Annotated in this window: 19 protein-coding genes; 15 read left to right on the forward strand and 4 right to left on the reverse strand. The window is 65.8% G+C overall.

Annotated features, from left to right (window positions below; translation table 11 throughout):
• The first annotated feature begins 92 nt into the window (after positions 1 to 92).
• The 3 genes from C0J29_RS05435 to C0J29_RS05450 all read left to right on the forward strand — a co-directional run bounded on the left by C0J29_RS05435 (position 93) and on the right by C0J29_RS05450 (position 9,148).
• On the forward strand, positions 93 to 1,097 hold the full coding sequence (locus tag C0J29_RS05435) for an ABC transporter ATP-binding protein (protein ID WP_065044465.1): 1,005 nt from the start codon (positions 93 to 95) through the stop codon (positions 1,095 to 1,097).
• A 570-nt stretch (positions 1,098 to 1,667) separates the two neighbouring features.
• Positions 1,668 to 5,153 carry a DNA-directed RNA polymerase subunit beta gene (gene rpoB / locus C0J29_RS05445; RefSeq protein WP_065165191.1) on the forward strand — a complete coding sequence of 1,162 codons (3,486 nt, stop codon included), beginning with the start codon at positions 1,668 to 1,670 and terminating at the stop codon, positions 5,151 to 5,153.
• A 44-nt stretch (positions 5,154 to 5,197) separates the two neighbouring features.
• On the forward strand, positions 5,198 to 9,148 hold the full coding sequence (locus tag C0J29_RS05450; RefSeq protein WP_065046077.1) for a DNA-directed RNA polymerase subunit beta': 3,951 nt from the start codon (positions 5,198 to 5,200) through the stop codon (positions 9,146 to 9,148).
• 65 nt (positions 9,149 to 9,213) lie between these two features.
• On the opposite strand, the gene C0J29_RS05455 is transcribed toward C0J29_RS05450, so the two are convergent.
• A complete protein-coding gene (locus C0J29_RS05455; protein ID WP_277950736.1) occupies positions 9,214 to 11,136 on the reverse strand; it encodes a neutral ceramidase in 1,923 nt (640 codons plus the stop codon).
• A gap of 89 nt (positions 11,137 to 11,225) precedes the next feature.
• On the opposite strand from C0J29_RS05455, the gene C0J29_RS05460 reads away from it, so the two are divergent.
• Entirely contained in the window at positions 11,226 to 11,981 is a 756-nt protein-coding gene (locus C0J29_RS05460) for a deoxyribonuclease IV (protein WP_065046078.1), read from the forward strand.
• A gap of 14 nt (positions 11,982 to 11,995) precedes the next feature.
• On the opposite strand, the gene C0J29_RS05465 is transcribed toward C0J29_RS05460, so the two are convergent.
• A complete protein-coding gene (locus C0J29_RS05465) occupies positions 11,996 to 12,661 on the reverse strand; it encodes a TetR/AcrR family transcriptional regulator (protein ID WP_120791725.1) in 666 nt (221 codons plus the stop codon).
• 136 nt (positions 12,662 to 12,797) lie between these two features.
• Here C0J29_RS05465 and C0J29_RS32690 point away from each other — a divergent pair, with 136 nt between their 5' ends.
• Genes C0J29_RS32690 through C0J29_RS05490 form a run of 6 tightly spaced genes read left to right on the forward strand, consistent with a single transcriptional unit; the run spans position 12,798 to position 18,116 of the window.
• Positions 12,798 to 12,935, forward strand: coding sequence for a hypothetical protein (locus C0J29_RS32690; protein ID WP_162951392.1), 138 nt, complete (start codon positions 12,798 to 12,800; stop codon positions 12,933 to 12,935).
• On the forward strand, positions 12,932 to 14,020 hold the full coding sequence (locus tag C0J29_RS05470) for an alpha/beta fold hydrolase (protein WP_120791726.1): 1,089 nt from the start codon (positions 12,932 to 12,934) through the stop codon (positions 14,018 to 14,020). Before C0J29_RS32690 ends, C0J29_RS05470 begins: the two co-directional genes overlap by 4 nt.
• Before the next feature lie 21 nt (positions 14,021 to 14,041).
• Positions 14,042 to 15,670, forward strand: a complete 1,629-nt coding sequence (locus tag C0J29_RS05475) for an acyl-CoA dehydrogenase family protein (RefSeq protein WP_120791727.1) — start codon at positions 14,042 to 14,044, stop codon at positions 15,668 to 15,670.
• A gap of 6 nt (positions 15,671 to 15,676) precedes the next feature.
• Positions 15,677 to 16,615 (forward strand): crotonase/enoyl-CoA hydratase family protein, encoded by a 939-nt coding sequence (locus C0J29_RS05480; RefSeq protein WP_120791728.1) that lies wholly within the window; start codon positions 15,677 to 15,679, stop codon positions 16,613 to 16,615.
• 14 nt (positions 16,616 to 16,629) lie between these two features.
• Entirely contained in the window at positions 16,630 to 17,352 is a 723-nt protein-coding gene (locus C0J29_RS05485; RefSeq protein WP_120794570.1) for a PaaX family transcriptional regulator C-terminal domain-containing protein, read from the forward strand.
• Positions 17,349 to 18,116 carry a crotonase/enoyl-CoA hydratase family protein gene (locus tag C0J29_RS05490; protein ID WP_065046084.1) on the forward strand — a complete coding sequence of 256 codons (768 nt, stop codon included), beginning with the start codon at positions 17,349 to 17,351 and terminating at the stop codon, positions 18,114 to 18,116. The genes C0J29_RS05485 and C0J29_RS05490 overlap by 4 nt, the downstream gene beginning before the upstream one ends.
• Here C0J29_RS05490 and C0J29_RS05495 read toward each other — a convergent pair.
• Together C0J29_RS05495 and C0J29_RS05500 are read right to left on the reverse strand one after the other, a co-directional pair.
• Complete coding sequence (locus C0J29_RS05495; protein ID WP_065046085.1) at positions 18,113 to 18,577, reverse strand: DUF3060 domain-containing protein; 465 nt, start codon at positions 18,575 to 18,577, stop codon at positions 18,113 to 18,115. The genes C0J29_RS05490 and C0J29_RS05495 overlap by 4 nt on opposite strands.
• A 79-nt stretch (positions 18,578 to 18,656) precedes the next feature.
• Positions 18,657 to 19,031, reverse strand: coding sequence for a DUF3060 domain-containing protein (locus tag C0J29_RS05500; protein ID WP_120791730.1), 375 nt, complete (start codon positions 19,029 to 19,031; stop codon positions 18,657 to 18,659).
• A gap of 209 nt (positions 19,032 to 19,240) precedes the next feature.
• Between C0J29_RS05500 and C0J29_RS05505 the strand changes: the two genes are divergently transcribed.
• From C0J29_RS05505 to fusA, 5 genes are all read left to right on the forward strand, one after another.
• Positions 19,241 to 19,885, forward strand: coding sequence for a TetR/AcrR family transcriptional regulator (locus C0J29_RS05505; RefSeq protein WP_065046087.1), 645 nt, complete (start codon positions 19,241 to 19,243; stop codon positions 19,883 to 19,885).
• Positions 19,886 to 19,970: 85 nt separating this feature from the next.
• Complete coding sequence (locus C0J29_RS05510) at positions 19,971 to 21,176, forward strand: IS30 family transposase (RefSeq protein WP_065048717.1); 1,206 nt, start codon at positions 19,971 to 19,973, stop codon at positions 21,174 to 21,176.
• A 366-nt stretch (positions 21,177 to 21,542) separates the two neighbouring features.
• The gene (gene rpsL / locus C0J29_RS05520; RefSeq protein ID WP_055578870.1) at positions 21,543 to 21,917 is read left to right on the forward strand and encodes a 30S ribosomal protein S12; all 375 of its coding nucleotides are present in this window, start codon (positions 21,543 to 21,545) and stop codon (positions 21,915 to 21,917) included.
• A complete protein-coding gene (rpsG, locus tag C0J29_RS05525) occupies positions 21,917 to 22,387 on the forward strand; it encodes a 30S ribosomal protein S7 (protein WP_065046088.1) in 471 nt (156 codons plus the stop codon). The genes rpsL and rpsG overlap by 1 nt, the downstream gene beginning before the upstream one ends.
• Positions 22,388 to 22,485: 98 nt before the next feature.
• Entirely contained in the window at positions 22,486 to 24,591 is a 2,106-nt protein-coding gene (fusA, locus tag C0J29_RS05530) for an elongation factor G (protein WP_065046089.1), read from the forward strand.
• Positions 24,592 to 24,677 lie beyond the last annotated feature (86 nt).

Here is a 24,677-nt window from a genome sequence, read left to right on the forward strand (position 1 = left end):
CAACCCTGATGTGGCGTACCGGGCGTGCGCTACAGTGACTCAAGCCACACGGGGCCTGGTGGCGAATTTGCGCGTTGACGGAAGGATTTCCCATGGGCGTCAGCATCGAGGTCAACGGACTCACGAAGTCCTTCGGATCCTCGAGGATCTGGGAAGACGTCACGCTCGAGATCCCCTCGGGGGAGGTCAGCGTCCTCCTGGGCCCGTCGGGTACCGGCAAGTCCGTGTTCCTGAAGTCCCTGATCGGTCTGTTGCGGCCGGAACGCGGCTCGATCCTCATCGACGGCACCGACATCATCGAGTGCTCGGCCAAAGAGCTGTACGAGATCCGCACCCTGTTCGGTGTGCTGTTCCAGGACGGCGCGCTGTTCGGTTCGATGAACCTCTACGACAACACCGCGTTCCCGTTGCGTGAGCACACGAAGAAGAAGGAAAAAGAGATCCGCGACATCGTCATGGAGAAACTGACGATGGTCGGTCTCGGTGGCGACGAGAAGAAGTTCCCCGGTGAGATCTCCGGTGGTATGCGTAAGCGTGCCGGCCTGGCCCGCGCGCTGGTGCTGGACCCGCAGATCATCCTCTGCGACGAGCCCGACTCCGGTCTGGACCCGGTCCGTACCGCGTACCTGAGCCAGCTGATCATGGACATCAACGCCCAGATCGACGCCACCATCCTCATCGTGACGCACAACATCAACATCGCCCGCACGGTGCCGGACAACATGGGCATGCTCTTCCGCAAGCACCTGGTCATGTTCGGGCCCCGCGAGGTGCTGCTGACCAGCGACGAGCCGGTGGTGCGCCAATTCCTCAACGGCCGCCGCATCGGTCCCATCGGTATGTCCGAGGAAAAGGACGAGGCCACCATGGCCGAAGAGCAGGCCGCGCTGGATGCCGGTCAGCACGCCGGTGGTGTCGAGGACATCGAGGGTGTGCCGCCGCAGATCCAGGCGTCGCCCGGCATGCCGGAACGCAAGGCGGTCGCCCGTCGCCAGGCCCGGGTGCGCGCAATGCTGCACACGCTGCCCAAGGACGCCCAGGCGGCCATCCTGGACGACCTCGAGGGCACCCACAAGTTCCAGTCGCACGAGTACTGATCCCGCGGCGCGACGCGCGGGGGGACCAAGCGTCTCCGCCTAATTGCCCTCGACGCGATTTTGACGCAGCCCGAGTGTTGGTAAGCTGCCGCACGCTGTCGTCTCGTGCTGTTCACCTGGTGAGCGGCCGTCGCGGAATTAACCACAACTTCCCACAACTTGCCGCGCGCACCCCTTGACGACGAGGCCTAAACGGGTCAATCTGTTGGGCAGCATGTGTCGTATCTGTCCACGGACAACTCGAGGTCGCCAGCCAGCGCCATCGTTCGTCGTAAGTCCAAGGACGGCGTATGACTGCTAATTGTCGTGGGTATTTGAGGAATGCGCGCGTCTGCGCTATTGTTGGACGTTGCGCTGGCTACTTCCTGCCCACCTCACAATCGCCTCTTGGCCGCTAACGACACTGTGGTCTTAGCCTGAGCCCCACTCCGTGGCTCAGCTTCAGTTGCGTGCGTGAGATCCGGACAGTTCGTCCGCCAGCCGAACCGACACAATTATCTGCGGCGAACAGGCTTTGGTGGGCACCGGGTCGCACCGGCTTCTACTTCGAGTTCTCGTTAGTCGCACGAGGTGCTGGAAGGATGCATCTTGGCTGATTTCCGCCAGAGCTCAAACAACTCCGTACCTGGGGCGCCGAACCGCGTTTCTTTCGCCAAGCTCCGTGAACCGCTTGAGGTTCCGGGGCTGCTTGACGTTCAGACCGACTCTTTCGAGTGGCTGATCGGCTCGCAGGGCTGGCGAGAGCGCGCGCTGGAGCGCGGCGAGGTCAGCCCCAAGGGCGGCCTCGAAGAGGTGCTCGACGAGCTCTCACCGATCGAGGACTTCTCCGGCTCGATGTCGCTGTCGTTCTCCGACCCGCGCTTCGACGAGGTCAAGGCACCAGTCGACGAGTGCAAAGACAAGGACATGACGTACGCGGCTCCGCTGTTCGTCACGGCCGAGTTCATCAACAACAACACCGGCGAGATCAAGAGCCAGACGGTGTTCATGGGTGACTTCCCGATGATGACGGAGAAGGGCACGTTCATCATCAACGGCACCGAGCGTGTCGTCGTCAGCCAGCTGGTCCGCTCGCCGGGTGTGTACTTCGACGAGACGATCGACAAGTCCACCGAGAAGATGCTGCACAGCGTCAAGGTGATCCCCAGCCGCGGCGCATGGCTGGAGTTCGACGTCGACAAGCGCGACACCGTCGGTGTGCGTATCGACCGCAAGCGCCGCCAGCCCGTCACCGTGCTGCTCAAGGCCCTCGGCTGGACCAACGAGCAGATCCACGAGCGGTTCGGTTTCTCCGAGATCATGATGGGGACGCTGGAGAAGGACAACACCGCAGGCACCGACGAGGCGCTGCTGGACATCTACCGCAAGCTGCGTCCGGGCGAACCCCCCACCAAGGAGTCCGCGCAGACCCTGCTGGAGAACCTCTTCTTCAAGGAGAAGCGCTACGACCTGGCCCGGGTGGGCCGCTACAAGGTCAACAAGAAGCTCGGCCTGCACGTCGGCGATCCGATCACCAGCTCCACGCTGACCGAGGAAGACGTCGTCGCCACCATCGAGTACCTGGTCCGCCTGCACGAGGGCCAGCACACGATGACCGTCCCGGGCGGCACCGAGGTGCCGGTTGAGACCGACGACATCGACCACTTCGGCAACCGCCGGTTGCGTACCGTGGGCGAGCTGATCCAGAACCAGATCCGGGTCGGCATGTCCCGCATGGAGCGCGTCGTCCGCGAGCGGATGACCACTCAGGACGTCGAGGCGATCACGCCGCAGACCCTGATCAACATCCGGCCGGTCGTCGCCGCGATCAAGGAGTTCTTCGGCACCAGCCAGCTCTCGCAGTTCATGGACCAGAACAACCCGCTTTCGGGCCTCACCCACAAGCGTCGTCTGTCGGCGCTGGGGCCCGGCGGTCTGTCCCGTGAGCGGGCCGGCCTGGAGGTCCGTGACGTCCACCCGTCGCACTACGGCCGCATGTGCCCGATCGAGACTCCGGAAGGCCCAAACATCGGCCTGATCGGCTCGCTGTCGGTGTACGCGCGGGTGAACCCGTTCGGCTTCATCGAGACGCCGTACCGCGAGGTGGTCGACGGTGTGGTGACGGACGAGATCCACTACCTCACCGCCGACGAGGAGGACCGCCACGTCGTGGCGCAGGCCAACTCGCCGATCGACGAGAACGGCCGCTTCGTCGAGCCGCGCGTTCTGGTCCGCCGCAAGGCGGGCGAGGTGGAGTACGTGCCCTCGTCCGAGGTGGACTACATGGACGTCTCGCCGCGCCAGATGGTGTCGGTGGCCACCGCGATGATTCCGTTCCTCGAGCACGACGACGCCAACCGTGCCCTGATGGGTGCCAACATGCAGCGCCAGGCGGTTCCGCTGGTCCGCAGCGAGGCGCCGCTGGTGGGTACCGGCATGGAGTTGCGTGCGGCGATCGACGCCGGCGACGTCGTCGTGGCCGAAGAGGCCGGCGTCATCGAAGAGGTGTCGGCGGACTACATCACCGTCATGCACGACGCCGGCACCCGGCGCACCTACCGGATGCGCAAGTTCGCCCGCTCCAACCACGGCACCTGCGCCAACCAGTCGCCGATCGTGGATGCCGGCGACCGGGTGGAAGCCGGTCAGGTGATCGCCGACGGCCCCTGCACCGAGAACGGTGAGATGGCCCTCGGCAAGAACCTGCTGGTGGCTGTCATGCCGTGGGAGGGTCACAACTACGAGGACGCCATCATCCTGTCCAACCGCCTCGTCGAAGAGGACGTGCTGACCTCGATTCACATCGAAGAGCACGAAATCGACGCCCGCGACACCAAGCTGGGCGCCGAGGAGATCACCCGGGACATCCCGAACGTCTCCGACGAGGTGCTGGCGGACCTGGACGAGCGCGGCATCGTGCGCATCGGTGCCGAGGTTCGCGACGGCGACATCCTGGTCGGCAAGGTCACCCCGAAGGGTGAAACCGAGCTGACCCCGGAGGAGCGGCTGCTGCGCGCCATCTTCGGCGAGAAGGCCCGCGAGGTCCGCGACACCTCACTGAAGGTGCCGCACGGTGAGTCCGGCAAGGTCATCGGCATCCGGGTGTTCTCCCGCGAGGACGACGACGAACTGCCCGCCGGCGTCAACGAGCTGGTCCGGGTCTACGTCGCCCAGAAGCGCAAGATCTCCGACGGCGACAAGCTGGCCGGACGGCACGGCAACAAGGGCGTCATCGGCAAGATCCTGCCAGTCGAGGACATGCCGTTCATGCCGGACGGCACCCCGGTGGACATCATCCTGAACACCCACGGTGTGCCGCGACGGATGAACATCGGCCAGATCCTGGAGACCCACCTCGGGTGGGTGGCCAAGGCCGGCTGGAACATCGAAGGCGCCCCGGACTGGGCGGCGAACCTGCCGGAGGACCTGCGGCATGCTCAGCCGAACCAGATCGTGTCGACCCCGGTGTTCGACGGCGCCAAGGAAGAGGAGCTGCAGGGCCTGCTGTCCTGCACGCTGCCCAACCGCGACGGCGACGTGATGGTCAACGGCGACGGCAAGTCCGTGCTGTTCGACGGACGCAGCGGTGAACCGTTCCCGTACCCGGTGACGGTTGGCTACATGTACATCATGAAGCTGCACCACCTGGTGGACGACAAGATCCACGCCCGCTCCACCGGCCCGTACTCGATGATCACCCAGCAGCCGCTGGGCGGTAAGGCGCAGTTCGGTGGCCAGCGGTTCGGTGAGATGGAGTGCTGGGCCATGCAGGCCTACGGCGCGGCGTACACGCTGCAGGAGCTGTTGACCATCAAGTCCGACGACACCGTCGGCCGGGTCAAGGTCTACGAGGCGATCGTCAAGGGCGAGAACATCCCCGAGCCGGGCATCCCCGAGTCGTTCAAGGTGCTGCTCAAGGAGCTGCAGTCGCTGTGCCTCAACGTCGAGGTGCTCTCGTCCGATGGTGCGGCTATCGAGCTGCGCGAAGGCGAGGACGAAGACCTCGAGCGGGCGGCGGCCAACCTGGGAATCAACTTGTCGCGCAACGAATCCGCGTCCGTCGAGGATCTTGCGTAAATACAGCTAGTAGTAACTAAACCCGCAAGGGGAAAGGGAGTTACGTGTTAGACGTCAACTTCTTCGATGAACTCCGAATCGGCCTGGCGACCGCGGAGGACATCCGTCAGTGGTCCTACGGCGAGGTCAAGAAGCCGGAGACCATCAACTACCGCACGCTCAAGCCCGAGAAGGACGGCCTGTTCTGCGAGAAGATCTTCGGACCGACTCGCGACTGGGAGTGCTACTGCGGCAAGTACAAGCGGGTGCGCTTCAAGGGCATCATCTGTGAGCGCTGCGGCGTCGAGGTGACCCGCGCGAAGGTGCGCCGTGAGCGGATGGGGCACATCGAGCTGGCCGCCCCGGTCACGCACATCTGGTACTTCAAGGGTGTGCCGTCGCGCCTGGGATACCTGCTGGACCTGGCCCCGAAGGACCTGGAAAAGATCATCTACTTCGCCGCCTACGTGATCACCGCGGTCGACGACGAGATGCGGCACAACGAGCTCTCGACGCTCGAGGCCGAAATGGTGGTGGAGCGCAAGGCCGTTGAGGATCAGCGCGACGCCGACCTGGAGGCCCGCGCCCAGAAGCTCGAGGCGGACCTGGCCGAGCTGGAGGCCGAGGGCGCCAAGGCCGACGCCAAGCGCAAGGTGCGCGACGGCGGCGAGCGCGAGATGCGTCAGTTGCGCGACCGTGCCCAGCGTGAGCTGGACCGGCTGGAGGACATCTGGAGCACCTTCACCAAGCTGGCCCCCAAGCAGCTGATCGTGGACGAGAACCTCTACCGCGAGCTGCAGGACCGCTATGGCGAGTACTTCACCGGTGCCATGGGCGCGGAGTCGATCCAGAAGTTGATCGAGACTTTTGATATCGACGCCGAGGCCGAGAACCTGCGTGAGGTCATCCGAAGTGGCAAGGGGCAGAAGAAGCTTCGTGCTCTGAAGCGCCTGAAGGTGGTCGCCGCGTTCCAGCAGTCGGGGAACTCGCCGATGGGCATGGTGCTGGACGCGGTCCCGGTGATCCCGCCGGAGCTGCGTCCGATGGTGCAGCTCGACGGTGGCCGGTTCGCCACGTCCGACCTCAACGACCTGTACCGCCGCGTGATCAACCGCAACAACCGCCTCAAGAGGCTGATCGACCTCGGCGCGCCCGAGATCATCGTCAACAACGAGAAGCGGATGCTGCAGGAGTCGGTGGACGCGCTGTTCGACAACGGCCGTCGTGGCCGGCCCGTCACCGGGCCCGGCAACCGTCCGCTGAAGTCGCTGTCCGACCTGCTCAAGGGCAAGCAGGGCCGGTTCCGCCAGAACCTGCTCGGCAAGCGCGTCGACTACTCGGGCCGTTCGGTCATCGTGGTCGGCCCGCAGCTCAAGTTGCACCAGTGCGGTCTGCCCAAGCTGATGGCACTCGAGCTGTTCAAGCCGTTCGTGATGAAGCGTCTGGTCGACCTGAACCACGCGCAGAACATCAAGAGCGCCAAGCGGATGGTGGAGCGCCAGCGTCCGCAGGTGTGGGACGTGCTTGAAGAGGTCATCGCCGAGCACCCGGTGCTGCTGAACCGTGCACCGACTCTGCACCGGCTGGGCATCCAGGCCTTCGAGCCGATGCTGGTGGAAGGCAAGGCCATTCAGCTGCACCCGTTGGTCTGTGAGGCGTTCAACGCCGACTTCGACGGTGACCAGATGGCCGTGCACCTGCCGCTGAGCGCGGAGGCCCAGGCCGAGGCGCGCATCCTGATGCTGTCGTCGAACAACATCCTGTCGCCCGCGTCGGGCCGTCCGCTGGCCATGCCGCGTCTGGACATGGTGACCGGGCTGTTCTACCTGACCACCGAGGTCGATGGTGACAAGGGCGAATACGTTGCGGCCGCGAAGGACACGGCGGAGGTGGGTGTCTACTCTTCGCCGGCGGAGGCCATCATGGCCGCCGACCGCGGTGTGCTGTCGGTACGGGCGAAGATCAAGGTGCGGCTGACCCAGCTGCGTCCGCCTGCCGAGCTGGAGGCCGAACTGTTCGGCGCCAACGGCTGGCGGCCGGGCGACGCCTGGGTGGCTGAAACCACCCTGGGCCGCGTGCTTTTCAACGAACTGCTGCCGCTGGGCTACGCGTTCGTGAACAAGCAGATGCACAAGAAGGTGCAGGCCGCGATCATCAACGATCTCGCCGAGCGTTACCCGATGATCGTGGTCGCGCAGACCGTCGACAAGCTCAAGGATGCCGGCTTCTACTGGGCGACCCGGAGCGGCGTGACGGTCTCGATGGCCGACGTGCTGGTGCCGCCGCGCAAGAAGGAGATCCTGGACGCCTACGAAGAGCGTGCGGAAAAGGTCGAAAAGCAGTTCCAGCGTGGTGCTTTGAACCACGACGAACGCAACGAGGCCCTGGTCGAGATCTGGAAGGAAGCCACCGACGAGGTCGGTCAGGCACTCCGGGAGCACTACCCGAGCGACAACCCGATCATCACGATCGTGGAGTCGGGCGCCACGGGTAACTTCACTCAGACCCGGACGCTGGCCGGCATGAAGGGCCTGGTGACCAACCCCAAGGGTGAGTTCATTCCGCGCCCGATCAAGTCGTCGTTCCGCGAGGGCCTGACCGTGCTGGAGTACTTCATCAACACGCACGGTGCTCGAAAGGGTCTGGCGGACACGGCACTTCGTACCGCCGACTCCGGTTACCTGACCCGTCGTCTGGTCGACGTCAGCCAGGACGTGATCGTGCGCGAGCACGACTGCCAGACCGAGCGCGGCATCGTCGTCGAACTGGCCGAGCGTCAGCCCGACGGCACCCTGATCCGTGACCCGTACATCGAAACCTCGGCGTACGCACGGACTTTGGGCGCCGACGCGGTGGACGAGGCCGGCAACGTCGTCGTCGCGCGCGGCGAGGACCTCGGCGACCCGTCGATCGAGGCCCTGCTGGCGGCGGGGATCACGCAGATCAAGGTGCGCTCGGTGCTGACCTGCACCACCGGCACCGGCGTCTGCGCCACCTGCTACGGACGCTCGATGGCCACCGGCAAGCTGGTCGACATCGGCGAGGCCGTGGGCATCGTGGCCGCCCAGTCCATCGGTGAGCCCGGCACGCAGCTGACCATGCGTACCTTCCACCAGGGTGGTGTGGGTGAGGACATCACCGGCGGTCTGCCGCGTGTCCAGGAGCTGTTCGAGGCCCGCGTGCCGCGTGGCAAGGCGCCCATCGCCGATGTCACCGGTCGGGTGCGTCTCGAGGACGGCGAGCGCTTTTACAAGATCACCATCGTCCCCGACGACGGTGGCGAGGAAGTGGTCTACGACAAGCTGTCCAAGCGTCAGCGTCTGCGGGTGTTCAAGCACGAGGACGGCTCCGAGCGGGTGCTCGCTGACGGCGACCACGTCGAGGTGGGCCAGCAGCTGATGGAAGGCTCGGCCGACCCGCACGAGGTGCTGCGTGTGCAGGGCCCGCGTGAGGTGCAGATCCACCTGGTCCGCGAGGTCCAGGAGGTCTACCGGGCCCAGGGTGTGTCGATCCACGACAAGCACATCGAGGTGATCGTCCGCCAGATGCTGCGCCGCGTCACCATCATCGACTCGGGCTCGACGGAGTTCCTGCCCGGCTCGCTGATCGACCGTGCGGAGTTCGAGGCGGAGAACCGCCGGGTGGTGGCCGAGGGCGGCGAGCCCGCCGCCGGCCGTCCGGTGCTGATGGGTATCACGAAGGCGTCGCTGGCCACCGACTCGTGGCTGAGTGCGGCGTCGTTCCAGGAGACCACGCGAGTGCTGACCGATGCGGCGATCAACTGCCGCAGCGACAAGCTCAACGGTCTGAAGGAGAACGTGATCATCGGAAAGCTGATCCCGGCCGGTACCGGTATCAACCGCTACCGCAACATCCAGGTGCAGCCCACCGAGGAGGCCCGGGCCGCTGCGTACACGATCCCGTCCTACGAGGACCAGTACTACAGCCCGGACTTCGGCCAGGCGACCGGTGCCGCGGTTCCGTTGGACGACTACGGGTACAGCGACTACCGGTAGTCCGGCAAGCACAAGCAAAAGCCCCCGCACGCATGGCGTGTCGGGGGCTTTTGCTTGCGCCGAACTCAGCGCACCGTGAACTCATGGGTGGTGGCCTGGAACGGCTCGAGCCGGCCGTAGCTGTCCCGGGCCATTCCGTGATGGACGATGCGGTAGTGCCCGGGCGCCGCATCGGCCGGGATGTCCCAGCGGATGCGCACATGTGAGCCACTGCGCCCCTCGCGCTGCCACTGGAACGTCGTCGACCAGTCGCCGTCGTCGGCAACGCGCACCCAGTCGTCTCCGATGAGGTGGACCACTTCGAGAAAGGTCCGGTTGCGGTGGACGTCGTTGTTGGGGAACGCGCTGACGAACACGGCTTCCGCTGAGTCGCCCGGACGGTACGTCGCGTCCGGTTCGGCGACAATGGCGCCGAAGGAACCGGTGTCGGCAGGGGCGGAGCGCAGCCAGCTTCTCGGCTTGCGGGGCCGCGGCCGGGCGCCTGGCGTCACCGCCCGGCCGTCACGCATGGCTTCGGCCAGTCCGGCGACGGTCTGCATGAGTGCCGGCAACTCCCACCGCCCGAAAAGGGTGCTGCCGCCCTCATAGCGCTGCTCCAGATACTCCTCGGGCGTGGTCACGTAATGGATGTAGGCGTTGCTGTACCCCACGCAGAGCACGTCATCGAGGTCGGCGCCGACGATCGATGCCACCGTGCGGCGCAACCGGAGACCCGAGACGATGGTCGGCTCGCCGGGAATGCCGATCAGATAAAGTCGCCCGATTCGCAGCAGCTGTACGGGTACGACCTCCTGGATGAAAGGCTGCAGCCGGTTCAGCAGGTGGGCCGGTAGCACCATCCCTTTGGGCTGCTGCGTCGCCCGCACCTTCTTGGCCAGTCGATAAATTCCGCGGGAAAGATTGTCCCAGAACGGATTTCGGCCCTGTCCCTGCTGAAAGCCGGGAAAGCCCTCGCCCTCGTCGGTCCCGGCGAACATCGCGGCGGCGATCATCGGCCGCCCGGTGCGGCGCGGTTGACCGTCGGGCGTGAACTGCCCGCGCACCTCGACCGCGCTGAGGTCGACGTAGGTGAGTCGGGAATCGACGCCGGTGCCGATCGGGGTGCCCTGGTTTAGTTGCCCGAGCGCATCCTCGAATTGGGACAACCCGATCTGGCGGGTATTCGCCAATTCGTCTTCTTCCCTGGACGGGCCGTATTCGATGGGCCCGTCCACGTGCGGACTCATGTCGCCCGGGTTGGTCTGGGCGAAGGCGGCGACGAGGTCGGGCTGGCCGGCAAGGTAGTCAGCGCCGCAACGGGTGCGCTCCCAGTGATAGGCGGCGAAGCCCTTGTTGTCACCCGAGATGAAGAGGTTGCGGTTGGTCATGCTGGTGCCGTGGGTGGCGAAGAAATGAATTGTGCCGACGGTCTTTTCGCCGCGATCGATCTGCACCAGCGTGGTGTGCGGGTCGATGCGGCCGGGAAAACACTCGCGGTCCGACACCGGGTTGCGGTCGAACGCGGCGGGGGAGCGGTTGATGCTCGCCCCGCGCAACTCACCGTGTGACAGGGCCACCTCCGCGGGCGCCAGGTCGTCGTGGGCGAAGCGCACCGATTCGACGATGCCGTCCACGATCGCCGCGAAGGTTGCCGGCCGGAACCCGCTCGTGGACAGGTTGTACAGCAGGTGTCCGCAATAGCCGCCGGGGCCGGAATGGGTGTGCGTCGTGGTGATCAAGGTGTTCTGCGCGGTGTAGGTGTTGCCGTACGACGTCGCCAACCGGCGCAGCACCTCGTCGGTCACGTTCTGCATCGGCAGCGGCAGTTCGGCGACCACCAGCAGAACCCGCGCGCCGTCTCGAGCCGGGTCGGCGAAGACGAACGCCCGCGACCGCAGCCGAAGGTGGATACCCGCGGTGCGCTGCCCGGTCTTGCCGTAGCCGAGCATGCCGCATTCGGCGGCCTCACCCGTGATATCCGAGATGCCCCTCCCCACCGAGAGCCCCACCGAAAGCGCCACCGCAAGGTTTGCCTCGTCCGTCACGCTCAACACCTTATGCTCCGACTCGCGTCCGAAGGCCTCACTAGACTGGACGAGTGCTCATCGGTTCACATGTCCACCAAGACGACCCCCTTGCCGCAGCCCAGGCAGACGGTGCCGACGTGGTTCAGTTCTTCCTCGGCAATCCCCAGAGTTGGAAGAAACCGAAGCCGCGCGATGACGCCGAGACGCTGAAGACGTCCAGCGTGCCGCTGTATGTGCACGCGCCGTATCTGATCAACGTCGCGTCGGCCAACAACCGGATCCGGATTCCGTCGCGCAAAATTCTGCAGGACACCTGCGATGCGGCCTCGGCGATCAACGCGACCGCGGTGATCGTGCACGGCGGTCACGCCGACGACAACGACATGGAGGCCGGCTTCGAACGCTGGGTCAAGGCGCTGGATTATCTGGAAACCGACATGCAGATCTACCTGGAGAACACCGCGGGCGGCGACCATGCGATGGCCCGGTACTTCGACACCATCGGCCGGCTGTGGGATCGCATCGGCGACAAGGGAATCGGCTTCTGTCTGGATACCTGCCACGCCTGGGCGGCCGGAGAGGCGCTGGTCGACGCCGTCGATCGGATCAAGGCGCTGACCGGCCGCATCGACCTGGTGCACTGCAACGACTCCAGGGATGCCGCCGGCTCCGGCGCAGACCGGCACGCCAATTTCGGTACCGGCCAGATCGACCCGGATTTGCTCGTCGCCGTCGTCAGGGCCGCGGACGCCCCGGTCATCTGCGAGACCGCCGAAGAGGGCCGCAAGGACGACATCGCATTCCTGCGCGACAACATCAGCGATTGAGGGCTTGAAGCCCGCTAGCCGGTGACCCGCTGATCTAACTCGCCGGCCGACTCGAGTCCGTCGAGTTCCATTGGCTCGCTGCATAACTCGTGCGCTTCGTCGGCGGAGAGCCCGAACATTCGCAGCAGGTCCCGCGTCACCTGATCGGCGGTCTGCGCGGCGTCGCGCTCGGGTTCGGCCTGGATCAGCTGTCCCAGCCCCAGGAGTGCCCCGGCGGCGACCGCCATCGCCAGCTTGGGGTCGGCCACCTGAAATCGTCCCGACGCCGCCGCCGCGGCGATGTCGCGCCTGGCGCGCGGAGCCAGCCCCCGTTCGGCGGTGATCAGTTCCAGTCCGTGGTTGAGGACCATCCGGCTCTCCGGCCGGCAAAACATGCGCCCGGTCAGCCGGAAACTGAAGGCGAACACCGCGGCGGGATCGTCGATCGACGCCGTCAACGCATCGAGCAGGGCACCGTGCGCGTCGAGGGCGGCGTCGATCGCGGCGTCGAACAACTGCTCTTTGCTCTCGAAGTGGTTGTAGAAGGAGCCCACCCCGACGTCGGCGGCCTCGCAGATGTCCTGGATCGGCACGTGCAGAGTGCCGTCGGCGATCAGTCCCTGCGCGGCCGTGATGAGCGCCGCGCGGGTGCGCTGCTTGCGCCGCTCGGTGCGATTGGGCGGCTTGTCGACGGACTGCAAGGCGTTTGCTCCGATCCAGGGAGGGTTGCAATCAGAGCGTACCTCATTGCTGAAGATTAATTCAGTTAAGCCTTGACTGATAACTCGTTCGTAAGTGAAGATATATTCACAACTCGCGCGAGCAGGAGGCGGTGCGGTGACGATCGACAATGCTGAACACAGCGCGGTGCGCAGCGAAGGCGGCGTGCGAAAGAGTCAGGGAGGCAATGTTTTCCGGCGCATGGGCACCGTGGTCCGCGCCGTGTCACAGCCGACCGTATCGGCGGCATCATGACGACTGGACTCAGCTATACCGAACCGCCGCAACGGATTACCGAAGGGCTGCAGGACGGCTTGACCGCCGCGTTGCAGACGGCCGAACAACTCGTCACAGCTTTCGGCGACATGGCGTCGGCGCGACCCAACGCCGACGGCGAGACGGAGCGACTCGGCGACGTGACCGTAGTGCACAGATTCGTCGATGCGCCTGGCGACAGTGAAACGGTGCGCTGGCATTTCGTGGAATCCGTTGCGCCGTCGGCACATACGGTCGTTTTCTTGCACGGCCTGCCCGACTCCTGGTGGCAGTGGCACTACGCCCTGGAGGCCCTCAGTCCGCGCTACCACTGCCTGGCCATCGATCTGAAAGGCTACGGCCAGTCCGACAAGCGCAGCGGCGACTATCGGCAAGCCGGCGTCGCGGAGCAACTCGGTGCCCTCCTCGACACGCTGCGAATCGGCGAATTCACCCTCATCACGCATGACCGCGGCACCCCCATCGGGGACCATCTCGTCGCGGCGATGGGCGATCGAGTCCGCGGATATGGCCGCGGACAGCAACACCTGTGGCATCTACACCCGAGCCTGCATCCGCAACAGGCGATGATGCAGTCGCCCGAGGCCCCGGCCATGCTCGGCGAGGCCCGTCGCTTCGCCACCACCGCGTACACGTGGCTCACCGAACGTGAGGTCGCCCGGGACGATCTGCTGCGCACCTGCGCCGAGTTCAGCCACCCCGGTATCGCGACCGCGGTGCCACGCTACTTCCACTCCTCGTCGTTTCGTCAGGAATGGGTGGACCGGCGCACCCGGCTGATTCGGTCCTGGACGGCTCCGGTGCTGCTGCTCCAGGGTGCCCACGACCCGCTGCAGCCCCGCGAATTCTACGACGACGCAGAGGTTTTGGGGATGCTGCCGGCGGGCAGCGGCCTGCATCTGTTCGATACCGGGCACTTCTGGCCGTTCGAAGCGCCGCGGGAGACGGTCGACGTGGTGGCTGGATTCTGCGACCGGGTGACCGGCCAGGGGACCAGCCGGACGACCGGCCGGGCGCCGTCCGCCGCTGTCGACCCGCCCGTTACACCTCTTGTGCAGTTGTAGGAGAAATGTAACATTGGCGGCATGCCAGATACGCACGTCGTCACCAACCAGGTTCCGCCACTCGAGAATCACAACCCGGCGTCCTCTCCGGTCCTCATCGAGGCACTGATCCGCGAGGGTGGGCAGTGGGGTCTGGACGAGGTGAATGAGCTGGGGGCCATCTCCGGCAGTCGTGAGGCGCAGCGCTGGGGTGAGCTGGCCGACCGCCACCGGCCGGTGCTGCAGACCCATGACCGGGTGGGGCACCGCGTCGACGAGGTGGAGTACGACCCGGCCTATCACGAACTGATGCGCGTCGCGATCGGGCACGGCCTGCACGGTGCCCCGTGGGCGGACGAGCGGCCGGGTGCCCATGTGGTGCGCGCCGCCAAGACGTCGGTGTGGACGGTCGAAGCCGGCCACATCTGCCCGATATCGATGACCTACGCCGTGGTGCCGGCGCTGCGCTTCAACCCCGAACTGGCCGCGGTGTACGAGCCGCTGCTCACCAGCCGCGAATACGACCCGGAGCTCAAGCTCGCCGTCACCAAGGCCGGCATCACCGCCGGCATGTCGATGACCGAGAAGCAGGGCGGCTCCGACGTGCGCGCCGGCACCACCCAGGCGTCGCCCCATGGGGACGGCACCTACAGCCTGCGGGGCCACAAGTGGTTCACCTCGGCGCCGATGTGCGACATCTTCCTGGTGCTCGCCCAGGCCCCAGGCGGGTTGTCGTGCTTCATGCTGCCGCGCATCCTGCCGGACGGAACCCGCAACCGGATGTTCCTGCAACGGCTCAAAGACAAACTCGGCAACCACGCCAACGCCTCTAGCGAAGTCGAATACGACGACGCCACCGCGTGGCTGGTCGGTGAGGAGGGACGTGGCGTCCCGACCATCATCGAAATGGTCAACCTCACGCGACTGGACTGCACGCTGGGCAGCGCCACCAGCATGCGCACCGGCCTGACTCGCGCCACCTACCACGCGCAGCACCGAAAGGCGTTCGGCGCCTACCTGATTGACCAACCCCTGATGCGTAACGTGCTGGCCGACCTGGCGGTGGAGGCCGAGGCCGCCACCATGGTGGCCATGCGGATGGCCGGAGCCACCGACAAGGCGATCCGGGGTGACGAGCGGGAAGGACTGTTGCGCCGCATCGGGCTGGCGGCCAGCAAGTACTGGGTGTGCAAGCGCTCCACGCCGCACGCGGCCGAAGCGCTGGAGTGCCTGGGTGGCAACGGCTACGTCGAGGACTCCGGTATGCCGCGGCTCTACCGGGAGGCGCCGCTGATGGGAATCTGGGAGGGCTCCGGCAACGTCAGCGCACTGGACACGTTGCGCGCCATGGCAACTCGGCCCGAGTCCGTCGAGGTGTTGTTCGACGAGCTGGACCAGACCGCGGGGCAGGACACCCGGCAGGACTCCCACGTCCAGCGGTTGCGTGCGGAGCTGGCCGATCTGGACACCATCCAGTACCGGGCCCGCAAGGTGGCCGAGGACATCTGCCTGGCGTTGCAGGGATCGCTGCTGGTGCGGCACGGCCACCCGGCGGTCGCCGAAGCATTCCTGGCCACCCGGCTGGGCGGGCAGTGGGGCGGCGCGTTCGGCACCATGCCGAGCGGTCTGGACCTGGCGCCGATCGTCGAGCGCGCTCTGGTCAAAGGCTGAGCGCCAGTGACCCACTCGATCAGGCCGGTCGACTTCAACAACCTGAAAACGATGACCTACGAGGTCACCGACCGGGTTGCGCGCATCACCTTCAACCGGCCGGAGAAAGGCAACGCCATCGTCGCCGACACCCCGCTGGAGCTTTCAGCGCTGGTGGAACGCGCCGACCTGGATCCTGACGTCCACGTCATTCTGGTCTCCGGCCGCGGTGAAGGCTTCTGCGCCGGTTTCGATCTGTCCGCCTACGCCGACCGGACCGGCTCCGCGGGCCAGGAAGGCGGCTACCACGGCACGGTGCTGGACGGGAAGACGCAGGCGGTCAACCACCTGCCGAACCAGCCGTGGGACCCGATGATCGACTATCAGATGATGAGCCGGTTCGTCCGCGGCTTCTCCTCCCTGATGCACGCCGACAAGCCGACGGTGGTGAAGATCCACGGCTACTGCGTGGCCGGCGGCACCGACATCGCACTGCACGCCGATCAGGTGATCGCGGCCGCCGACGCGAAGATCGGCTATCCGCCGACCCGGGTCTGGGGTGTGCCGGCAGCGGGCTTGTGGGCGCACCGACTGGGCGACCAGCGTGCCAAGCGCCTGCTGTTCACCGGTGACTGCATCACCGGCGCGCAGGCGGCCGAGTGGGGCCTGGCAGTGGAGGCACCCGATCCCGCCGATCTCGACGACCGCACCGAGCGGCTGGTGGCCAGGATCGCCGCGCTGCCGGTGAACCAGCTGATCATGATCAAGCTCGCGCTCAATGCCCCGCTGCTGCAGCAGGGCGTCGCGTCCAGTCGGATGGTCAGCACGGTGTTCGATGGGGTGGCGCGGCACACGCCGGAGGGACACGCGTTCGTCGCCGACGCGGTCGAGCACGGCTTCCGGGATGCGGTCAAGCACCGCGACGAGCCTTTCGGCGATTACGGCCGCCGAGCTTCCCAGGTGTAGGCATGCCCAAATCGCTGGCCCGCATGACCGCCCGGTCCGTGGTGCTCAGCGTGCTGCTGGGTGCGCACCCCGCGTGCGCCACCGCCAGCGAATTAGTTCGTCTGACAACAGATTTCGGTATCAGGGAAGCGACGATACGGGTGGCGCTGACCCGCATGGTCAGTGCCGGTGATCTGATCCGGTCCGCCGACGGCTATCGGCTCTCCGACCGCCTGCTGGCCCGGCAGCGCCGTCAGGACGAGGCGATGCGGCCGCGCACCCGGGCCTGGCGGGGGCAGTGGCACGTCGTGGTCGTCACCAGTGTCGGCACCGACCCCCGAACCCGCGCGGCGTTACGGAACACCATGTACGACAAGCGGTTCGGCGAGTTGCGGGAAGGGGTCTGGATGCGTCCGGACAACCTCGACCTCGACCTGGCGCCCGACGTCGCGTCGCGGGTGCGGGTGCTGCGGGCGCGCGACGACGCGCCGGCGGCGCTGGCCGGGCAACTGTGGAACCTGACGGAGTGGGCCGAGGCGGGCCGCGAGTTGCTGCGGCAGATCGGCCGGGCGACCGACGTGCCGGGCCGTTTCGTGGTGGCCGCCGCCATTGTGCGTCACCTCAACACCGATCCGATCCTGCCCGCCGAACTGCTGCCCGCGGACTGGCCGGGTGCCGAACTGCGGACGGCCTACAACGACTTCGCCACCGAACTGGCGGAACTTCGTGACACGACCCAACTTCAGGAGGCGACATGAGCGATTTGGTGCGGGTGGAGCGCGACGGCCCGGTGACCACGGTCTGCATCAACCGGCCCGGGGCGCGCAACGCCGTCAACGGCCCGACGGCGGCCGCGCTGTACACCGCCTTCGAAACCTTCGACCGCGACGACACCGCGTCGGTGGCGGTGTTATGCGGTGAGGGCGGAACCTTTTGCGCGGGAGCCGATTTGAAGGCCTTCGGCACACCGCAGGCGAACTCCGTGCACCGCACCGGCCCGGGCCCGATGGGGCCGTCGCGGATGATGCTCTCCAAACCGGTGATCGCGGCGGTCGACGGTTATGCGGTCGCCGGCGGCCTCGAGCTCGCGTTGTGGTGCGATCTGCGGGTCGCCGAGGAAGACGCCGTATTCGGGGTGTTCTGCCGGCGCTGGGGAGTGCCGCTCATCGACGGTGGAACGGTGCGGTTGCCGCGCCTGATCGGGCACAGCCGGGCGATGGACATGATTCTCACCGGTCGTGGCGTCAAGGCCGACGAGGCGCTGGCGATCGGGCTGGCCAACCGGGTGGTGCCCAAAGGGCAAGCGCGCCAGGCCGCCCAGGAGTTGGCGGCCGAGCTTGCCGCGCTGCCACAGCAATGCCTGCGGTCGGACCGGCTGTCGGCGCTGCACCAGTGGGGCCTGCCCGAGTCCGCGGCGATGGACCTCGAGTTCGCCAGCATCTCCCGGGTGGCCGCCGAGGCGCTGGAGGGGGCGGGGCGCTTTGCCGGCGGCGCCGGCCGGCACGGCGCCCCGGCGGGTTAGCCCTTGGTCACCGTGTTGTTGGGGCCGATCTTGTTGATCTCCGGGTCACCGTCTTTGTAGGTGATGGTGTTGTCCATGCCCAGCACGGTGATGCGTTTGTTGACCTTGTCCAGGGTGATCTTGTTCTTGGTTCCCCCGACGCTCACCGTCTCGCAGTTGCCGTTGACGGTCAGCGTGTTGTCGGAGCCGGTCACGTTCAGGGACTTGCCCTCTTCGCAGGCGATGGTGGCCGTCTGCCCCATGGACGCGTAGACCACGGTGTCGCCCACCTGAACCGAAGTGCTTCCGGTCGGGAGGGCACCGGTGCTGCTGGTCGTCTCAGCGGACCCGCTGCCAGTGGTCGTGGTCGACGACTTCGTCGAGGACGAGCTGCTGCCCGCCGGCGGCCCGGCCGTCGAGCTGCAGCCCACCAGCCCGACGGCGGCGGCGATGGCCGCGGCTGCCAGGCCCACTCCGGCCATTCTGAAAGTTTCGGCAGTTCCGTTGGCGCGCATGGTTTCTCGATTCCTCCCGGTGATCAGAACTGTCACACTTGCCGGTTCAGGGCCCGACTCGCTGGATCCGGTTGACCATCCCCAGCTCGCGGCCGCGGTCCCAGATGACGGGATCGCCGTTCTTGTAAAACACCGTCCCGTCGTAGCCGTAGACCGTGATGTCGTTGACGACCGTGTCGGCGATGACCGTGTTGCCCGTCCCCATCATGGTGACCGCCCAGCAGCTGCCCTTGGCGGTGACGATGTTGTTGGTTCCGTTGACGATCAGAGTGGCGTCGCCGCAGTCGATCGTCGTCTCGACGCCTTGCCCGGTGATATGGGTGTCGCCGTTCTTGGCGTGCGCGACCGGAGCCGGCGCGGCCGGTATGGCGGCCGCGAACGCGGCACAGACAGCCAGCGTTCCCACGGTGGTCCATTTCACTGCGGGCCCCCCTTCGTTGGGTGGGTGGTCTGCTCGGTGAGACCTCGATTGAGATTACGTGCATTTAACTGCGTGACGACAGCCCTGGGTGCATTTATTCGTCAAAGCCGCGGTGGCCGCCGGCACCACGGAGCGCCGCACCCGGCGCTCGGGGTGCGGTCAACTAGAGTCATTAGTTAGCTCTCACGTCACGCGAAGGGTGAATCGCCATGGCAGCTCAGCCGGAGCCACCGACGGGTGGCGGCCGTGCGCGTGGCGGCAAGTCGGGAGCCCGGCAGGCGAAGCTGAGCCGCGAAGGCATCGTCGACGGCGCCCTGACCTTTCTGGACCGGGAGGGCTGGGACTCGCTGACCATCAACGCCCTGGCGACTCAGTTGGGAACCAAGGGGCCGTCGCTGTACAACCACGTGGACAGCCTCGAGGATCTGCGCCGCGCGGTGCGCATCCGCGTCATCGACGACATCATCACGATGCTCAACCGGGTGGGCGAGGGGCGTTCCCGCGACGACGCCGTCCTGGTGATGGCCGGCGCCTACCGCAGCTACGCGCACCATCACCCCGGGCGGTACTCCGCGTTCACCCGGATGCCGCTGGGCGGCGACGACCCCGAATACACGGCCGTGACCCGCGGAGCCGCCGCGCCCGTCATCGCGGTGCTGTCGTCGTACGGCCTGCAGGGCGAGGAGGCGTTCTATGCGGCGCTCGAGTTCTGGTCGGCGATGCACGGGTTCGTACTACTCGAGATGACCGGCGTCATGGATGAAATCGACACCGACGCCGTCTTCACCGACATGGTGCTGCGGCTGGCCGCCGGCATGGATCGGCGCACCGTGCAGGCAGCGGAAACGCCCTAGCGTGCGGCGCGAGCGTGAAGCTGGTTTCACACTCGTAGGGTGGATTCATACGGTCAGTGCAACATCCGTGGATTTAGGGGTTGCGATGCCGAGTGGATATCCGCATTCGAAGTGGGTGCGTCGGGAGTTCTTTGATCGGGTGTGCGGTGGTGTGCCGGTGCACCGTGCCGCCAAGGCGATGGGCGTGTCGACAACGCGTGCGTGGATTTGGTGGCGTGATGCTGGGGCGATGCAGCTCGTCAATGGCGGTAGGAATGCTTGCGGTTTAGCAAACCCAGGTGATTGGTCAAGGCGGCCGGGAGGTCCGGGTCGCAGGATCTGCGGCGAGGAACGCATCGAGATCATGCGGTTGCGTGATGCAGGGCTCTGCGCTGCTCAGATCGGACAGCGTCTGGGGCGCCATCGCTCTACGATCGGTCGTGAGTTCGAGCGGAACAGCTTGCCTGATGGGGATTATCACGCGTTGATGGCGCATGCTCGAGCTGCTGAACGAGCGCGCCGGCCCAAGGGATTCAAACTGGTTGATCATCCACTGTGCGCGGCCATCGAGGCTTGGATGGAGCAAGGTTGGAGCCCCAAGCTCATCGCTGAGGTGTTGGCTCGTGATCATCCTGGTGACAAGCTGGCCAGGGTGAGTCACGAGACCATCTACCAATGCTTGTATGTGCAGACCCGTGGCAGTTTGCGCGCTGACCTCAACAAATGCCTGTCCACCAAACGAGCCAGCCGCAAACCGCGCGGTCGCAACACCAGCCGTGGGGTCTACAGCAGCGGTGAGGAATTCACCATCAGCGACCGCCCTGCCGAGGTCGCCGACCGTGCGGTGCCTGGTCATTGGGAAGGCGACCTGATCGTGGGGCCTAACAACAGCGCTATCGGAACCCTCGTCGAGCGCAGCACCCGATTCACTATCTTGCTGCACCTGCTTGGCGATCGCAGCGCCGAAACCGTCGCCACCGCAATGATCGAGGCGATGAAAGAATTGCCCGAGCATCTGCGGCGCTCGATCACCTGGGACCGAGGCAGCGAAATGGCCAACTGGCGCGACATTCAGCTACAGCTGGGGACCCCGGTCTATTTCTGTAACCCCCACTCACCCTGGCAGCGCGGCAGCAACGAAAACACCAACCGCCTCCTACGGTTTTGGTTCCAAAAAGGCAGCGACCTCAGCGGCTACACCAAAGCTGACCTCAAACACATCCAAGACACCCTCAATCGCCGACCCCGCCCCACCCTCAACCTCGACACCCCCGCCCAGCGCCTTTACGTCCTACTCCACCAAGCCGCCTAGGCCATGTTGCACTGACCACTTGACAATGAGTAGGCGACCGTGAAGCCAGCTTCACGCGGGCAGCGGCCCGGGGACCTACCGGGCTCCCGTGCCGGTCATTCCACCGCTTTTGACCTGCCAGACTCCGGACGGGTATTGTGGGACCTCGTGCCTGGCGGCTAACGGCGCCTGAAGTAGGGGGCGTAAATGCCGGGCCAATTTGCGTGTCCACGATGCAACGGATGAGGTATTCCGGGCAAGCGCATGCGACACGCCCGGCTGCGGGGTGATGAGGTTATTCCGCGGCGGGGCATAACTGCAGTACAGAGACTTTTGAACGCCGCACTTGATAAGCACCGCAAGAACAGCAACACAGAAAGCCGGTAGATGCCAACCATTAATCAGCTGGTCCGCAAGGGTCGCCGAGACAAGGTCGCCAAGGTCAAGACCGCGGCTCTTAAGGGCAGCCCGCAGCGCCGTGGCGTGTGCACCCGCGTGTACACCACCACTCCGAAGAAGCCGAACTCGGCGCTTCGGAAGGTCGCCCGTGTGAAGCTGACCAGCCAGGTTGAGGTGACCGCGTACATCCCGGGTGAGGGCCACAATCTGCAGGAGCACTCGATGGTGCTGGTGCGTGGCGGCCGGGTGAAGGACCTGCCCGGTGTGCGCTACAAGATCATCCGCGGTTCGCTCGACACCCAGGGCGTCAAGAACCGCAAGCAGGCTCGCAGTCGCTACGGCGCCAAGAAGGAGAAGAGCTGATGCCGCGCAAGGGACCCGCGCCCAAGCGTCCACTGGTCAACGACCCGGTCTACGGGTCGCAGCTGGTCACCCAGCTGGTGAACAAAGTTCTGCTGCAGGGGAAGAAATCCCTGGCTGAGCGCATTGTTTATGGTGCGCTCGAACAGGCGCGGGACAAGACCGGCACCGACCCCGTCATCACGCTCAAGCGTGCGCTGGACAACGTCAAGCCCGCGCTGGAGGTTCGCAGCCGCCGCGTCGGTGGTGCCACCTACCAGGTGCCCGTCGAGGTGCGGCCGGACCGGTCGACCACGCTCGCGCTGCGCTGGCTGGTCAGCTTCTCGCGGCAGCGCCGGGAGAAGACGATGGTCGAGCGCCTGGCCAACGAGATCATGGATGCCAGCAATGGCCTCGGGGCTGCCGTGAAGCGGCGTGAGGACACCCACAAGATGGCCGAGGCCAACCGCGCCTTCGCGCACTATCGCTGGTAGAGCAGTGCGCCAGCGCCGGAGCCGCCAGGGCGGCGACATCATGCGAGCGCTGGCGCATCCGATAGCTAACTGAGTAACGAAAGAGTGGGAAGACTTCTGTGGCACAGAAGGACGTGCTGACCGACCTGACGAAGGTCCGCAACATCGGCATTATGGCGCACATCGACGCCGGCAAGACCACGACGACCGAGCGCATCCTCTACTACACCGGCATCAGCTACAAGATCGGTGAGGTGCACGACGGCGCCGCCACGATGGACTGGATGGAGCAGGAGCAGGAGCGGGGGATCACCATCACCTCCGCGGCTACCACCTGCTTCTGGAACGACAACCAGATCAACATCATCGACACCCCCGGCCACGTCGACTTCACCGTCGAGGTGGAGCGCTCGCTGCGCGTGCTGGACGGCGCCGTCGCGGTATTCGACGGCAAGGAGGGCGTCGAGCCCCAGTCCGAGCAGGTCTGGCGCCAGGCGGACAAGTACGACGTACCGCGCATCTGCTTCGTCAACAAGATGGACAAGATCGGCGCCGACTTCTACTTCTCCGTGCGGACCATGGAGGAGCGGTTGGGCGCCAATGTCATTCCGATCCAGCTGCCGGTCGGCTCCGAAGGCGACTTCGAGGGCGTCGTGGACCTGGTCGAGATGAACGCCAAGGTGTGGCGGGGCGAGACCAAGCTGGGCGAGACCTACGACACCATCGAGATCCCGGCAGAGCTGGCCGAGAAGGCCCAGGAGTACCGCACCAAGCTGCTTGAGGCCGTCGCCGAGACCGACGAGGAGCTGCTGGAAAAGTACCTCGGTGGAGAAGAGCTCACCGTCGCCGAGATCAAGGGCGCGATCCGCAAGCTCACCACCACCTCCGAGGCGTACCCGGTGCTGTGCGGCAGCGCGTTCAAGAACAAGGGCGTGCAGCCGATGCTGGATGCCGTCATCGACTACCTCCCCTCGCCACTGGACGTGCCGCCGGCTATCGGCCACCCGCCAGGCAAAGAGGACGAGGAGATCGTCCGCAAGCCGTCGACCGACGAGCCGTTCTCCGCGCTGGCGTTCAAGGTGGCGACGCACCCGTTCTTCGGCAAGCTCACCTACGTCCGCGTGTACTCGGGCAAGGTCGACTCGGGCAGCCAGGTCATCAACGCCACCAAGGGCAAGAAGGAGCGTCTGGGCAAGCTGTTCCAGATGCACTCCAACAAGGAGAACCCGGTGGAGACCGCGTCGGCGGGTCACATCTACGCGGTGATCGGCCTGAAAGACACCACCACCGGTGACACGCTGTCGGACCCGAACAACCAGATCGTGCTCGAGTCCATGACGTTCCCGGACCCGGTCATCGAGGTGGCCATCGAGCCCAAGACCAAGAGCGACCAGGAGAAGCTGAGCCTGTCGATCCAGAAGCTCGCCGAGGAGGACCCGACGTTCAAGGTCCACCAAGACGCCGAGACCGGCCAGACCGTGATCGGTGGCATGGGCGAGTTGCACCTGGACATCCTGGTGGACCGCATGCGCCGCGAGTTCAAGGTGGAAGCCAACGTCGGCAAGCCGCAGGTCGCCTACAAGGAGACCATCAAGCGGACGGTGGAAAAGGTCGAGTTCACCCACAAGAAGCAGACCGGTGGATCGGGCCAGTTCGCGAAGGTGCTGATCAGCATCGAGCCGTTCACCAGCGAAGACGGTGCGACCTACGAGTTCGAGAGCAAGGTCACCGGTGGGCGCATCCCGCGGGAGTACATCCCGTCGGTCGACGCCGGCGCCCAGGACGCCATGCAGTACGGCGTGCTGGCCGGCTACCCGCTGGTGAACCTGAAAGTCACGCTGCTCGACGGCGCCTTCCACGAGGTGGACTCGTCGGAGATGGCGTTCAAGATCGCCGGTTCCCAGGTGCTGAAAAAGGCTGCGGCGCAAGCACAGCCAGTGATCCTGGAACCGATCATGGCCGTCGAGGTCACCACCCCCGAGGACTACATGGGTGATGTGATCGGCGACCTGAACTCCCGCCGTGGCCAGATCCAGGCCATGGAGGAGCGGGCAGGGGCGCGTGTCGTCAAGGCGCACGTGCCGTTGTCGGAGATGTTCGGCTATGTCGGCGACCTGCGGTCCAAGACGCAAGGCCGGGCGAACTACTCCATGGTGTTCGACTCCTACGCCGAAGTTCCGGCGAACGTGTCGAAGGAGATCATCGCGAAGGCGACGGGCGAGTGAGTGTCAACTCACGAGCGCGGAGCCGAGCAATGACCATCGCCAAGGCGACCGGCGAATAAGCGGAAACCCCAACGAGTAAGCTGACG

The sequence above is a fragment of the Mycobacterium paragordonae genome (assembly GCF_003614435.1).
In the GTDB taxonomy this organism is placed as follows: domain Bacteria; phylum Actinomycetota; class Actinomycetes; order Mycobacteriales; family Mycobacteriaceae; genus Mycobacterium; species Mycobacterium paragordonae.

What these genes read in the sequence shown, in the direction of transcription:
- C0J29_RS05505 (WP_065046087.1), top strand. Translation starts at nt 19,241, where the DNA reads ATGGCAGCTCAGCCGGAGCCACCGACGGGTGGCGGCCGTGCGCGTGGC.
- C0J29_RS05470 (WP_120791726.1), top strand. Translation starts at nt 12,932, where the DNA reads ATGACGACTGGACTCAGCTATACCGAACCGCCGCAACGGATTACCGAA.
- rpsG (WP_065046088.1), top strand. Translation starts at nt 21,917, where the DNA reads ATGCCGCGCAAGGGACCCGCGCCCAAGCGTCCACTGGTCAACGACCCG.
- C0J29_RS05490 (WP_065046084.1), top strand. Translation starts at nt 17,349, where the DNA reads ATGAGCGATTTGGTGCGGGTGGAGCGCGACGGCCCGGTGACCACGGTC.
- rpsL (WP_055578870.1), top strand. Translation starts at nt 21,543, where the DNA reads ATGCCAACCATTAATCAGCTGGTCCGCAAGGGTCGCCGAGACAAGGTC.
- C0J29_RS05495 (WP_065046085.1), bottom strand. Translation starts at nt 18,577, where the DNA reads ATGGCCGGAGTGGGCCTGGCAGCCGCGGCCATCGCCGCCGCCGTCGGG.
- C0J29_RS05510 (WP_065048717.1), top strand. Translation starts at nt 19,971, where the DNA reads ATGCCGAGTGGATATCCGCATTCGAAGTGGGTGCGTCGGGAGTTCTTT.
- C0J29_RS05475 (WP_120791727.1), top strand. Translation starts at nt 14,042, where the DNA reads ATGCCAGATACGCACGTCGTCACCAACCAGGTTCCGCCACTCGAGAAT.
- C0J29_RS05435 (WP_065044465.1), top strand. Translation starts at nt 93, where the DNA reads ATGGGCGTCAGCATCGAGGTCAACGGACTCACGAAGTCCTTCGGATCC.